12 protein-coding genes are annotated in these 12,892 nt (G+C 70.4%); 5 read left to right on the top strand and 7 right to left on the bottom strand.

Annotation, left to right across the window (positions count from 1 at the left end):
* Positions 1-2,859 (top strand): NHLP bacteriocin export ABC transporter permease/ATPase subunit, encoded by a 2,859-nt coding sequence (locus AB0I66_RS08745; protein ID WP_363207047.1) that lies wholly within the window; start codon positions 1-3, stop codon positions 2,857-2,859.
* A 25-nt stretch (positions 2,860-2,884) separates the two neighbouring features.
* Here AB0I66_RS08745 and AB0I66_RS08740 read toward each other — a convergent pair whose 3' ends face one another.
* The 5 genes from AB0I66_RS08740 to AB0I66_RS08720 all read right to left on the bottom strand — a co-directional run bounded on the left by AB0I66_RS08740 (position 2,885) and on the right by AB0I66_RS08720 (position 7,133).
* Complete coding sequence (locus AB0I66_RS08740) at positions 2,885-3,604, bottom strand: hypothetical protein (protein ID WP_363207046.1); 720 nt, start codon at positions 3,602-3,604, stop codon at positions 2,885-2,887.
* Between the two features lie 7 nt (positions 3,605-3,611).
* Positions 3,612-4,223, bottom strand: a complete 612-nt coding sequence (locus AB0I66_RS08735; RefSeq protein WP_363207045.1) for a sigma-70 family RNA polymerase sigma factor — start codon at positions 4,221-4,223, stop codon at positions 3,612-3,614.
* A gap of 583 nt (positions 4,224-4,806) precedes the next feature.
* Complete coding sequence (locus AB0I66_RS08730) at positions 4,807-5,982, bottom strand: serine hydrolase domain-containing protein (protein ID WP_363207044.1); 1,176 nt, start codon at positions 5,980-5,982, stop codon at positions 4,807-4,809.
* Positions 5,983-6,118: 136 nt separating this feature from the next.
* Positions 6,119-6,634 carry a lytic polysaccharide monooxygenase auxiliary activity family 9 protein gene (locus tag AB0I66_RS08725; RefSeq protein WP_363207043.1) on the bottom strand — a complete coding sequence of 172 codons (516 nt, stop codon included), beginning with the start codon at positions 6,632-6,634 and terminating at the stop codon, positions 6,119-6,121.
* A gap of 151 nt (positions 6,635-6,785) precedes the next feature.
* On the bottom strand, positions 6,786-7,133 hold the full coding sequence (locus AB0I66_RS08720) for a DoxX family protein (RefSeq protein ID WP_363207042.1): 348 nt from the start codon (positions 7,131-7,133) through the stop codon (positions 6,786-6,788).
* Between the two features lie 278 nt (positions 7,134-7,411).
* Between AB0I66_RS08720 and AB0I66_RS08715 the strand changes: the two genes are divergently transcribed.
* Both AB0I66_RS08715 and AB0I66_RS08710 read left to right on the top strand, forming a co-directional pair.
* Positions 7,412-8,335, top strand: coding sequence for an NADP-dependent oxidoreductase (locus AB0I66_RS08715; protein WP_363207041.1), 924 nt, complete (start codon positions 7,412-7,414; stop codon positions 8,333-8,335).
* Between the two features lie 70 nt (positions 8,336-8,405).
* Entirely contained in the window at positions 8,406-9,344 is a 939-nt protein-coding gene (locus AB0I66_RS08710) for an AraC family transcriptional regulator (RefSeq protein ID WP_363207040.1), read from the top strand.
* A 30-nt stretch (positions 9,345-9,374) separates the two neighbouring features.
* On the opposite strand, the gene AB0I66_RS08705 is transcribed toward AB0I66_RS08710, so the two are convergent.
* Together AB0I66_RS08705 and AB0I66_RS08700 are read right to left on the bottom strand one after the other, a co-directional pair.
* Complete coding sequence (locus AB0I66_RS08705; RefSeq protein WP_363207039.1) at positions 9,375-9,851, bottom strand: carboxymuconolactone decarboxylase family protein; 477 nt, start codon at positions 9,849-9,851, stop codon at positions 9,375-9,377.
* A gap of 84 nt (positions 9,852-9,935) precedes the next feature.
* Positions 9,936-10,688 carry a sulfite exporter TauE/SafE family protein gene (locus tag AB0I66_RS08700; RefSeq protein ID WP_363207038.1) on the bottom strand — a complete coding sequence of 251 codons (753 nt, stop codon included), beginning with the start codon at positions 10,686-10,688 and terminating at the stop codon, positions 9,936-9,938.
* A gap of 231 nt (positions 10,689-10,919) precedes the next feature.
* On the opposite strand from AB0I66_RS08700, the gene AB0I66_RS08695 reads away from it, so the two are divergent.
* A complete protein-coding gene (locus AB0I66_RS08695) occupies positions 10,920-11,864 on the top strand; it encodes a LysR family transcriptional regulator (protein WP_363207037.1) in 945 nt (314 codons plus the stop codon).
* A 63-nt stretch (positions 11,865-11,927) separates the two neighbouring features.
* The gene (locus AB0I66_RS08690; RefSeq protein WP_363207036.1) at positions 11,928-12,890 is read left to right on the top strand and encodes an ankyrin repeat domain-containing protein; all 963 of its coding nucleotides are present in this window, start codon (positions 11,928-11,930) and stop codon (positions 12,888-12,890) included.
* Positions 12,891-12,892 lie beyond the last annotated feature (2 nt).

The raw sequence follows: 12,892 nt of genomic DNA, 5'->3' as shown, positions 1-12,892 counted from the left end.
GTGACCTCGGTACCGGAGCAGTACGCCTCCTACGGCGGCGATTCGGTCGCCGCCGCCTTCGGCGCGCTCGGCACCCCGGCCGACTGCACCGGCCTGCGCAGCGTGCATCTCGAAGGCCCGCAGGTCCTGTGGCTCGTCGTGGCCGGCGCGCTCGACCTGTTCGCCGTCGACGCCGTGCAGCAGGGCCACTGGCACTTCCTCGGCCGCCTCGAACCCGGCACCCTGCTCCTGGGCCCGGTCGAAGGCCCTCAGCACACCCTCGTCGGGCGCCCGCTGCAGGGCTGCGAGCTGCGCCGCATCCCGCTGCGCGAGCTGTACCGCCCCGACTACGGCGACACCTGGGCCTACGAGCAGCAGTACCCCAGTCAGTACGACACCCAGGACGCGTCCCTGAGCCTGCTCGAGCACGCCTTCGCGCTCGGCATCGGACGCAGCCACCGGGTCCTGTTCGAAGCCCCGCTCGACGGCCGCACGATGGCCGACGACGTGGTGACCGACGACGACATCCTCTGGATGCCGGTCGCGCCCGGCAGCGTGCAGTACGGCTCCGCCTACAGCTCGGAGGCGGCGGGCGATCTGCTCGTCGACGCCTCCATGTGGCAGCGCATGGTCAACCAGCAGTACCGGCTGCTCTCGACCCTCGACCGCTGGATCGAACGCCTGGAGCGGGCTCACGAGGACCGTACGGCGGCCGGCATCAAGGCGGGCGAGACCGTCCGCGAACAGGCCGACCGCACCCTGATCGCTTCCATCGGCCGCTCCGGCAGGGGCGGCGCGCGCCGCACCGAGGCGCGGGGGAGCGACGACGCGACGTACGCCGCCTGCCGCCTGGTCGCCGACGCGGCGGGCATCACGCTGTCCGGCGCCGCGCAGGGCGGTGCGGTCAGCGACCGGATCGACCCGGTCGAGCAGGTCGCCGTGGCCTCGCGCATCCGCACCCGCGCCGTGCGTCTCGACGGGCGCTGGTGGCGCGAGAACGCGGGCCCCCTGGTGGGACACCGTGCGGCGAGCGGGGCGCCGGTCGCGCTGCTGTGGCGGCGCGGCGGCTACGAGTCCGTGCACCCCACGTCCGGGCGGCGCACGCGCATCGACAAGACCAACGCGGAGGAGTTCGAGCCGCAGGGGGTCATGTTCTACCGCCCCTTGCCGGAGCGGGAGTTGACGCCCTGGCGGCTCTTCCGCTTCAGCCTGCGGGGCACCGGCGGCGACGTACGCAATCTGGCGATCGCCGGTCTGGTGACGGTCGCGATCGGGGCGCTCGTGCCGATCGCGACGGGACAGGTGCTCGGCGTGTTCGTCCCGAACGGCGAGAAGAGCCTCATCGTCCAGGTTTCCCTGGCCGTGATGATCACGAGCATCGTCTCCGCGGCGTTCATGCTGCTCCAGAACCTCACCATCCTGCGGATGGAGGGCCGGATGGAGAGCACCCTGCAACCAGCTGTCTGGGACCGCCTGCTGAACCTCCCCACCCGCTTCTTCGCCTCCCGCTCCACCGGTGAACTGGCGAGCGCGGCGATGGGCGTCAGTGCGATCCGCCGGGTTCTTTCGGGCATCGGTCCCGTCGCCCTCCAATCGGGCACGATCGGCGCGATGAACCTGGTCCTGCTGCTGCTCTACAGCGTCCCGCTGGCCCTGGCCGCCCTGGGGATGCTGGTGGTGATCGCCGCCGTGTTCCTGACCCTCGGGTTGTGGGAACTGCGCTGGCAGCGCCGCCTGGTCGAGCTCTCCAACAAGCTCAACAACCAGGCGTTCCAGACGCTGCGCGGCCTGCCCAAACTCCGCGTCGCGGGGGCGGAGAGCTTCGCGTACGCGGCGTGGGCGGGCGAGTTCGCACGCAGCCGTGAGCTGCAACAACGCGCGGGCCGCATCAAGAACGTCACCACGGTCCTCAACTCGGTCTACCTCCCGCTGTGCACACTCATCATGTTCGTCCTCCTCGCGGGCCCGGCCCGCGGCAGCCTCACGGCGGGGGAGTTCCTCACCTTCAGCACGGCGGTGACGATGCTCCTGACGTCCGTCACGCAGCTGACCGGCGCACTGATCTCGGCGGCGTCGGTCCTCCCGATGTTCGAGCAGATCAAGCCGGTGCTCGAAGAGACGCCCGAGGTGCGGGGCGCGAGCACGCAGCCGGGCGAGCTGCAGGGCGAGATCGAGGCCCGCGCCCTGTCCTTCCGCTACGCGGACGACGGCCCCCTGGTCCTCGACGACGTGTCCCTGTCCATCAGGCCGGGCGAGTTCGTCGCCGTCGTCGGCCCCAGCGGCTGCGGCAAGTCGACGCTCCTCCGCCTCCTGATCGGCTTCGACAAGCCGGTCTCCGGCAGCGTCCTCTACGACGGCCAGGACCTGTCCGCCCTGGACCAGGCGGCCGTTCGCCGACAGTGCGGCGTCGTCCTGCAGAACGCGCAGCCCCTCACCGGATCGATCCTGGACTGCATCTGCGGCGCCGAGACGTTCACGCAGGAGGAGGCGTGGGAGGCCGCGGCGATGGCGGGCCTCGCCGAGGACATCAAGCGCATGCCGATGGGCCTGCACACGATGATCTCCGGCGGCGGAGCGGTCTCCGGCGGCCAGCGCCAGCGCCTGATGATCGCCCAGGCCCTGATCCGCCGCCCCCGCGTCCTCTTCTTCGACGAGGCGACCAGCGCCCTGGACAACGAGACGCAACGCACGGTCATCGACAGCACCCGCGCCCTCAACGCCACCCGCGTCGTCATAGCCCACCGCCTCTCCACGGTCATGGACGCGGACCGCGTCATCGTCATGTCGGAGGGACGAGTGGTCCAACAGGGGCCGCCCGCACAGCTGCTGGCGGATACGGGCGGCCGGCTGCATGAGTTGGTGCGGCGGCAGATGCAGTGAGGCAAGCGGACACCGCACACGCGTTTCAGTGACCTGCGGTGACGAGTTCCTTCAGTTGGTGCGCCAGTTTTGGACTAGGTTGCGGAACGGCGCGGAAGTCACCCACTCGGTCAACGTCCAGTTCCTCGACGGCGCCCTTGGCCGCAGATTCGGAGACGGCGGCGCCGTCGTCGGGGAGACTGATGTAGACCATGACTCCGCCCGTTGCGGGAGCAGCATCGACCACCTCATGGGGCACGGGCGTGTATTGGCTCGGCCAGTTCTCAAGGGCGGATACCTGGTGGGCCCAATGCTGGGCGTCGCGCCATTCGCCGCGCCGCAGGTGCAGTAAGTACAGGCACAGGGCGCCAGTGGCCTCGCCCCCTCCGGCGGCGAACTGGAGCCAGAACTGGGCCCCCTCCTCGCGGTCGGCGAGCACGAGCAGGCAGGCGAAGGCGAGTGCGCCACCTGGGTCGCGGATGGTGTCGAAGCGTGCCAGGCGTCGGACGGCCTCGTCGTCGTGGATGACGCCTTGACACAGGGCCCGCAGGTCGACGGCGGCCCGCTCGTGCAGGAGGAGGGCTGCCCTGGCGGGCCGGGCCGAGCCGGTGTGGGGGGCGGAGAGAGTCTGCATCCAGCGCAGTTCGAGGAGTTGGTCGGTGATGCGCCGTCGGGAAGTTGCCTGGTGTGCCGCGGTGTAGTCGCCCTCGAAGATCCGGGCCCGGGCGAGGGCTTCTTCGATGGTGCGCGGTTCCTGCGGGCGCATGATGGTCTCACTCCTCATCGTGGACGTCCTCGCGGATCGGCAGCTCCAGCTCCGCAGCCAGCTTCCGCTTGGCGGCTCGACGGGTGGAGCGAACAGTCGCCTCGCACACGCCCATGACCAGCGCGGTGCGTTTCGTGCTGAAGCCGAGGGCGAACTGCAGCACCATGACATCAAACTGGCGCTCGGGCAGTTGGGCCATAGCCCTATAGAGGCCCAGGCTGTCCTCCAGTTCGGTAACCTGCGCGCGGAACTCCTGGCGGAAGTTCCGCATGATGGGTTCGCAGGCCGCACACGTGGCGCGTTCGGAGGCCGGGGCCTCCAGCGTGGCTGCCTCACGGCCTTGTACTTCCAGTTCGCTGGCGACGCGTTCCTTGAGCAGGGTCCAGGCGAAGGCTTCGCGATTTCCCTGGGTGGTGACCTGCCGCCAGATGACAGCCAGGAAGACGAAGGTCGTGTCGACCAGCCGGTCTGCGGCGTCCCTGTCGCCCAGTTGCACGTTGGCGTACTCGAAGTAGGCCTGGTGGTACAGCTCGTGAAACGCCCAGAACGCCGGCGGCATCACGTCGCTCGGCTCGCGCAGCGCGCGCTCCCCACGGTCGTCGGGAGGTTGTCCGGTCATCGGCGCTCTCCCTCGTCCAACCCTGCCGCCCGGGAGGGGGCTGCAGGCTGTCGCTCGATGAGAGTCGCTGCACCCACCCGGACTCCGGCGCCGAGAAGGCGCCGCAGACCGGAGCGCACGTCGGGTGCGAATGCCCGGGCCGCCGCTGCCGAGGCCAGCACGAGGCTGGCAACGTCGTCCAGTGTCACCTGTGGTCCCTTTGATCTCACACAGCGCCGGAGCTACTGCTCGTCAACTGCCAACGCCTGGAGCCTCGTTGCTCCTGTCGAGAAGGAAACCGCTCGTGGGGGCCCGTTCGTGCAATGCACGTCACCGCAGTTTTTAACGGAAAGTAGCTTTCCGGTTGTGGCAAATATCGCGCGCGAGTTCGCCTGTCGCCAGCCAGTCCGCGCCACCCTTTGCGCCATGCCTACCACCTGCGGCGGGGTAAGTTCCGGTATCCATCTGCCATGATTTGCGCAAACTCTCCGTGTCCGTTGCGCTACGTGAATGTGACCGAGGTCACCCCGGTACTCGAACTGCTGCTCAGACGTTTGAACGGGCGTCCTCGAACGGTCCCTCGTGCCGGACCGCCTGCCGCGCCTCAGCTCCCCGCCGCATACCGCCAGAAGTCCCGCATCAGCTCCGGGAAGCTGGGCCCGCCCATCTGCAGCTGGCTGAACATGAGGGTGACCGCGCCGGTGGACGGTGTGATGTGCGCGGTCGTGCCGGTTCCGCCGACCCAGCCGTAGCGGCCCGGCACGCTCCACGGTTCGACGGGCTCGATGTCCACCGAGCCGCCGAAGCCCCAGCCCATCCCTTCGAGGAACAGCCCGGCGGACTCCCGCTCGGGTGTGGTCAGTTGATTGGTCGTCATCTGTCGCACCGACTCTGGTGCGAGGAGCCGACGTCCGCCCACCGCCCCCTCGGCGAGCAGCATTCGCCCGAAGGCGAGCCAGTCGTCGACGGTCGAGACCAGACCACCGGCGCCGGAGGGGAAGGGAGGCAGGCTGCTCCACTGACCGTCGGGGGCGTCGAGCAGTTCGAGTCCGCTCGCGGGGTCGCGTTCGGGTCCGGCCTCGGACCCGGCCGCGTAATAGCTGGTGAAGCGGTCGAGTTTGCCGGGCGGCACCGAGAACGCGGTGTCGGTCATCCCCAGCGGCTCGAACAGCCGCTCCGCCAGGAACTCGGGGAGCGGCATCCCGGTGACCCGGGAGATGAGTACGCCTTGGAGGTCGGAGCTGAGGTTGTAGAGCCAGCCGTCGCCGGGCTGGTGCAGGAGCGGGATGCGGGACAGCGCTGCCATCCACGCGTCCGGAGCGGGCGGGGCCTGCGGCTGCGGAGGCCCTTGCTTCAGCTCGCTGAAGAGCGGGGCGAGCGCGGGCAGCGAGAAGTCGGACGGGAAGCCGTACCCCGTACGGGAGGCGAGCAGGTGGAAGACCGTGATGGGCCGCACCGCCGGGGCCACGTCGTCCAGCGGTGCGTCAGGGGTGCGGACGACGACGGGTGACGCCAGCTCCGGGAGCCACTCGCCGACCGGGTCCTCCAGTGCGATGCGGCCCTCCTCGACCAGCATCATGACGGCGGCGGCGACGATGGGTTTGGTCAGCGACGCGATGCGGAAGATCGAGTCCCTGGCCATCGGGGCGGTGCCCTCGACGTCGACGGACCCGACGGCCGCGACCTCCTCGCTCCGGTCACCGCGGGCCACCAGGCCCACCGCTCCCGCCACGGAGCTGTTGCTGACGTGCGTCTCCAGGGTTTTGCGCAGATCGGCCATACGTCCAGCCTCTCAGGCCGGGCCTGCTCCGCGCCGTCACCGCGCGAAAACCCGGACTGCCGGGCCGTCGGCGTACTGACGCCAGGGCCCGGCAGGCCGGGTCGGGTGGTGTGGGGGGCCCACCCGCGCGAGGGTTTTAGCCCCCGATGTTCACGTCGATGCAGGCGTAGAAGGCGTTGGTGGTGTCGGCGATGTTCCACACCGCGAGCACCTTCTGCTTGCCGGTGAGCCCGCCGAAGTCGACCTTGTGCGTGACGGTCTCACCCGGCTGGGCGCCTCCGTCGTCGACCTCGGCGATCTTGTTGCCGCCGACGAAGTACTGCCAGGTGCTGGTGCTGTGACGTGCCGTCAGCTTCCAGCTGAACTCCTGCGACGATCCGACATCGGTGGCCTTCCAGCCCTTGCTGTCGTCGTCCAGTTCGGCGAACCGCGCGTTGCCGCCACTGCACGTCGTCTGCCCCTTGGGGCCTTCGACGCTCTGCGGTTCATGGGTGATGTCTCCGCAGGACACGGTGCCTGCCGCGCACTGCGCCTGACGGCTCGGGGGCGAGGAGACGTAGCCGTGCGCGCTGGCCGGTGTGACGGAGGCCAGGACGAGCACGGGCGCGATTCCCGCGCCCAGAGCGGCTGCCAACTTCTGCTTCTTGTTCATCTCTGTTCCCTCTGAGTGGGGGGAGGAGGGGCGAGAGACAACCGGGCGCCTCGGTCGACTCATTGGCCTAGACCATACTGATTGTCAGGGCTCAGTCAACCCTTCAAGTACTCCTGAAGTACATCTCGTGGTGCGGAAGTTGCTCCTGAGGTCAGGCGGCGAAGCCCAGGGCCAGCGCGCCGACCACCGGCGCCGCATACAGCAGAGGGAAGGGGATGTGCGCGTACCAGCGGGCCCGGACAACGGTGACGACGGCGCCGGTGAAGTACAGCGCCAGGCCGATCCCCGCCGCGACGCCGATGGCCGGCACGAGCAGTCCGACCAGCAGGCCTGCCGCCCCCGCGGCCTTGGCGGCGCCGAGCCAGGGCAGCCACGCGAAGGGGACGCCGTAGTCGGCCATCGGCTCCATGACCCACTTGGCGCGCAGGAAGACCGAGACGGCCGAGAAACCCACCATGACGGCGGCAAGGACGGTGACGACAACGAAGGCGGTGGACATCAGAAGTGCTCCCATCGGGCGGATGCCGGCCGGGCTTGCCCCGGCCTGGCGTCTTGAGTGCGTCACTGCTCTGACGGACCGCGACGCGGGAATGTGACCGGCGAACGCCACTCCGTGTGTGACCTGGAGCACAGATGGTCGAAGGTGCACACAGGTAAGACGTTGAGACATGTAACCGAGACAGAAAGCCATTCTGCGGCTCATTCGATCTCCCTAGGGTTGAGCACATCAACCGCAGCGAACTCGCACCGACTCGCACCGAACCCAGGAGATCCACCATGCGCGCAGTCATCCAGAAGTCCATCGGCGGCCCCGAGGTCCTTGAGGTCGTCGAGACCGAACGGCCGAGGCCGTCGGCCGGCGAGGTCCTCGTCAAGGTCCACGCCAGTGCCGTCAACCCCGTGGACATCGCCGTCCGGTCCGGCGCCCTCCCACTGCTCGGCGAGCCGCCGTTCGGCGTGGGATGGGACATCTCCGGGGTGGTCGCAGAGGCGGGCCCCGGTGCCGGATTCGCGGTGGGCGACGAGGTGTACGGCATGCCGCACTTCCCCCGCGCCGCCACCGCGTACGCCGATTACGTCGCCGTTCCGGCCGGTCAGCTGGCCCGCAAGCCCGCCTCGCTCGACCACGTGCACGCCGCCGCCGTGCCCCTCGCGGCGCTCACCGCCTGGCAGGGCCTGGTGCGCGAGGCGGACGTCAAGGAAGGCGACCGGGTGCTGATCCAGCGGGCCGCCGGCGGCGTCGGCCACTTCGCGGTGCAGATCGCGAAGGCGCGCGGCGCCCACGTGATCGCGATAGCCAGCGAGGGCCGGCACGACTTCGTGCGCGGCCTCGGCGCCGACGAGATCATCGACTACCGGACGACCGACTTCACCGAGGTCGTCAAGGACGTGGACGTCCTCCTCGACTCCACGGCCCAGGGCGACCTCTCACTCGGCGTGGTCCGCCCCGGCGGCGTACTCATCAGCATCCTGGAGCACGGCGACACGGAGCTCGCCGCACGCGTCGAGGCCGCCGGACGGCGCTTCGCCGGTGTCCTGGTCGAACCGGACTCCGCCGGGCTCGCAGCGCTCGCCGAACTGATCGACACGGGCCGGATCCGTCCCTACGTCGAGGAGACGTTCCCGCTGGCGGAGGCCGGCAAGGCGCACGAGCTGGTCGCCGCGGGACACGTACAGGGCAAGATTGTCCTGACGGTCTGAACGGGGCGGTCCGCATGGGCGGCCCGTACAGCCCGACCGCGGCGGGCAGCACCAGGAAGGGCGAGGCCGGATGGACATCCTCACCGAGGCACTGGCCTCGATGCGCACGGGGCGCCCGGCGTCCGTGCGGACCAACGGACGCGCCCCCTGGGGCCTGCGCCTGCCACCCGTGGCGGGCGCAGGTTTCCATGTGGTGCTGTACGGGACGTGCTGGCTGGTCCCGCTGCCCGAGGCGTCCCCGCACCTGGAGCCGGTCCAGCTGAACCCCGGGGACGTGATCTTCCTGCGGGACGGGCGGGGGCACATCCTCGCCGACCACCCCTCCAGCCCGGCCGAGGAGTACAAGGCCGCGGAGTATCACGGGGGTTCACCCATCGGGTCGGTCACGCTCGGTGGCGAGGGCGCCGCGACCAGCCTGCTCTGCGGCAACTACCACCTGGACCAGGGGCGCCCGCATCCGCTGGTGCGCCAGCTGCCCGAGGTGATCATCCTGCCGACGCGGCACGGCCGCCATCCGGAGCTCAGTGCCGCCGTCCAACTCCTCGGCTCCGAGCTGGAGAACCCGCGGATCGGCTCCGACGGCATCGTGCCCACCCTGATCGACTCGCTGCTCCTCTACATCCTGCGGGCCTGGCTCGACGATCAGCCCGCGACCGCCGCTCAGGGCTGGGCGGCGGCCCTGGGCGACTCGGCGGTGGCGCCCGCCCTGTCGGCCATGCACGACGATCCCGCGGCCTCGTGGACGGTCGAATCCCTCGCGGCGCGCGCCGGTCTGTCCCGCGCCGCGTTCGCCCGGCGGTTCGCCGCGCTGGTCGGCGAACCGCCGATGGCCTATCTGACCCGCTGGCGCATGACGACCGCCGCCCGCATGCTGCGGGAGTCCGACGCCCCGCTGACGACGGTCGCGGCCCGCACCGGATACGGCTCGGAGTTCGCCTTCGCCAAGGCCTTCAAGCGGGAGTACGGCCTGGCGCCGGGCGGCTACCGGCGCCAGAACAGGGCGGCCTAGAAGGCGCTCTGTCCGGCACGCGCGAGGTGCTCAGCCGAACTGGCCGGGCCGGTAGTCCCCGGCGGGCTGCTGGACGATGAGGTTGAAGCGGTTGGCCGCGTTGATGAGGGCGATGAGCGACACCAGGGCGGCGAGTTGCTCCTCGTCGTAGTGCTTGGCGGCGTTCGCCCACACCTCGTCCGGGACCCCGCCCGCCGCGTCGGCGATACGGGTGCCCTCCTCGGTCAGTTCCAGGGCGGCACGCTCGGCCTCGGTGAACACCGTGGCCTCCCGCCAGGCGGCGACCAGGTTGATGCGGACCTGGGACTCCCCGGCGTGCGCGGCGTCCTTGGTGTGCATGTCGGTGCAGAATCCGCAGCCGTTGATCTGGCTCGCCCGGAGCATCACCAGGTCCTGGGTCGCGGACGGCAGCGCGGACTCCGAGAAGATCGCCTTGCTCGCCGACCCGAGGTGCTTCAGGGCCTTGCTCGCGAGGGGGCTGCCGAAGAGATTCAAGCGGGCTTCCATGGTGAACTCCTTGCCGTGTCGGGCGGTTTCACCTCCTACACGTGGCAGCCCGGCCCGTTTCGACGGCGACAGATGTGACGGTGCTCACACGGCCACGGCAACCGCTGCCGTCACCCCGACGGCCACGATGAGCCCGCGCAGCACGGCGGGCGAGAGGCGGCGGCCCACGCGCGCGCCGATCAGGCCGCCCAGGGTCGAGCCGAGGGCGATCACACCGGCCACCCGCCAGTCGACGCTCGTCACCGCGATGAAGATGACCGCGGCGACGCCGTTCACGAGGGACGCGAGGACGTTCTTCACGGCGTTCAGGCGCTGCAGGTCATCACGGAGGAACGACCCGAACAGGCCCATGAGCAGCACCCCTTGGGCCGCCCCGAAGTACCCGCCGTAGACGCCGGTGACCATGACACCGGCCCACATCGGGGCGCCGCCGTCCTTGCGGCCGCTGCTGCCGCGGTCCGCGAGCCATTTCTGGAGGCGGGGCTGCAACAGCACCAGCACGCAGGCGATCAGGATCAGCACCGGCACCGCGGAGCGGAACGTGTCGGCGGACAGCTGCAGGAGCAGGACCGCGCCCGTGATCCCTCCCAGAAGCGATGCGATGCCGAGTTTGACGAGGCGTGAGCGCTGGCCCTTGAGCTCGGCGCGATATCCGTACGCTGCGCTGATCACGCCCGGTACGAGACCGATGGTGTTGGAGACGTTGGCAAGCACCGGCGGGTAGCCGAAGGCGAGCAGCGTGGGGAAAGTGATCAACGTGCCGGAGCCGACCACCGCGTTGATGCCGCCTGCCGCGACGGCCGCGGCCGCTATGGCCACTGTTTCGAGCGCCTGCATGGATCGCCCTCCCCGGGACGGTCGGCGTACCGGAGTGCGGGCAGCCCGGGACGGAGAAGTCTGGTGCGTGAGCCGGTGGGTCGGCACCCGGCCCGGTCCGCCTGCCCTCCGGATGGCGTGCGAACCGGGCCGGGTTGCCGCCCTGGGCCCGGAAAGATCGTCCCGTCCGCCCGACACCCAAGTCAATCCTCGGATTTCCTTGCAGACCCCCAAGCTGTAGCTTCACCCTCCATGACTCTCGACGACCTGCGCGTCTTCGTCGCCGTCTGCCGAACGGGCAGCCTCAGCGCCGTCGCCCGCGATCTGTCCTGTACGCAGCCCGCGGTCAGCCAGCACATCAAGCGCCTGGAGCGAGAGCTCGGGCTCAGCCTCCTCGAACGCCACCCGCGCGGGGTCGTCCCCACACCGGCCGGACAACTCCTGCAGAACGCGGCGGCCGGCGGCCTGGGCGACATCGACCACGCCCTGCGCCGGCTGAACGACCTGGTGCTCGGCGAGGCCGGATCGGTGCGGATCACCACCGGCGCCACCACGGTGCGCCACTTCATGTCCGACGCGATCGTCGCCTTCCGCGGGCTTCACCCACAGGTGAGCCTGGAGTTCCAGACCGCGCACTCCAGCCGCAGCTGCTTCGACGCCCTCATCGCGGGCGGCCTCGACCTGGCCTGGATCACGATCGGTGCACCGGTGAAGGGCATCGAGCAGCGTCCCGTCATCGAACTGCCCTGGGTGCTGGCCGTCCACCGCGACGACCCCCTCGCCGCCAAGTCGCACATCACCACCGCCGACCTGGCCGACATCCGGCTCATCGGGCTGCCACAGAGCACGACCTCCCGTGCGCGCCTGGACGCCTGGTTCGCCGAGCACGGCATCAGCCCCGCCTCCGACACCAGCGTCGCCGACTGGGACACCGCTCTGCTGCTCGCCGAACTGGGCCTGGGCCACGCGCTCGTCCCCGACCTGCCGGGCTGGCGCGGCCCCGGCCACCCCGACCTGTGTCTGATCCCCGTCCCCGAGCTGCCCACCTTGTGGACCGGTTGGGCGGTGCGCCGCTGGGATGCGCTGTCACCCCTGGCCAAGACTTTCGCCGACACGGTGAGTCGCAACTGCCCGGGCGCACGTATCCCCCAGCAGACGACGCAGGAGCCCAAGACGATTGTCAGTGGCCGTCTGTAGCGTTCAGTGAGTGGCCGGTGACAACACGATCGGACGGTGCGGCCACCATGAAGGGGGAGTGTCATGGCTGTTGTCGAGAGTGACGGCTGGGCGGGTCTTGGCTGGGAGGGCTGGCGGGACCACGCACTGGTCCGCGATCGGCTGGAGCGCGGAGCCGACCCGAATGCGTGGGGCGACAGCCGCCCTCTGCACAGGGCGGCCGAGTTCGGCTCACCGGATGTGGTCGCCGAACTGGCCCGCCGTGTCGACGACGTCGACGCCGAGTCGGAGGGCCGCACCGCGCTGTGGCTCGCGGTGCTCGCCGACCGCGCGGACAACGCCCGTGTCCTGGCCGCCGCCGGGGCCGACCCGTGGCGCATCGTGCTGGCGGACTGGTCCCCGGGGAGACTCAGTCTGGCGGGGCCGGTCCCTGACCTCTTCATGGTTCCGTCCGGCGAGCGCGGCCTGACCCCGGCCGAGTCCGCCGCCGCGACGGAGGCCAGACGGCTGACCGCTGCGCTGGGCGACCTCGACCACGACGGCACGGGCCTCGCGTGCGTGGCCGGGATCGACGCGGCCGAGGCCGCGCGCCGACTCGGGGCCGAGCCCTACGAGGACCCCGAGCTCGACGTACTCCTGGAGGACCCCCTGTCGTACGACATGGACGACTCCCTCCAGATCATCGGCGCCACCGACGTACCGGGCGGCTGCGTCATCACCCAGCCCTGGGGCTACGCACCGCAGATGCCCGGAGTGCAGACCCTGCTCTCCGCGGGCACAGTCTGCTACGGCCTCTACGCCAACCCCAAGAGCGGCAACCAAGGCAGCATCGCCCGCGACGGCGTCATGGAGGGCTGGGACCTGCACCCAGGAGGAGGCCCCGACGAGGACGACTCCTCAGCGGAGGTCCTCGCCGCCTACCTCTACCACCACAACGCCGTCGCCTACTCCTGCGCCTTCGTGGGCCTGCGCCCGACCGACGCCCGCGCCGTGACCGGCCCGCCCGACCGCTGGCTCAAGCTGCCCCGGAGCGGTTACTGGCACTGAGG

It is taken from the genome of Streptomyces sp. NPDC050439, assembly GCF_040655335.1.
GTDB lineage: Bacteria > Actinomycetota > Actinomycetes > Streptomycetales > Streptomycetaceae > Streptomyces.
The sequence above is the reverse complement of the archived record's forward strand: the minus strand, read 5'-3'. Positions and strand labels throughout refer to the sequence as shown.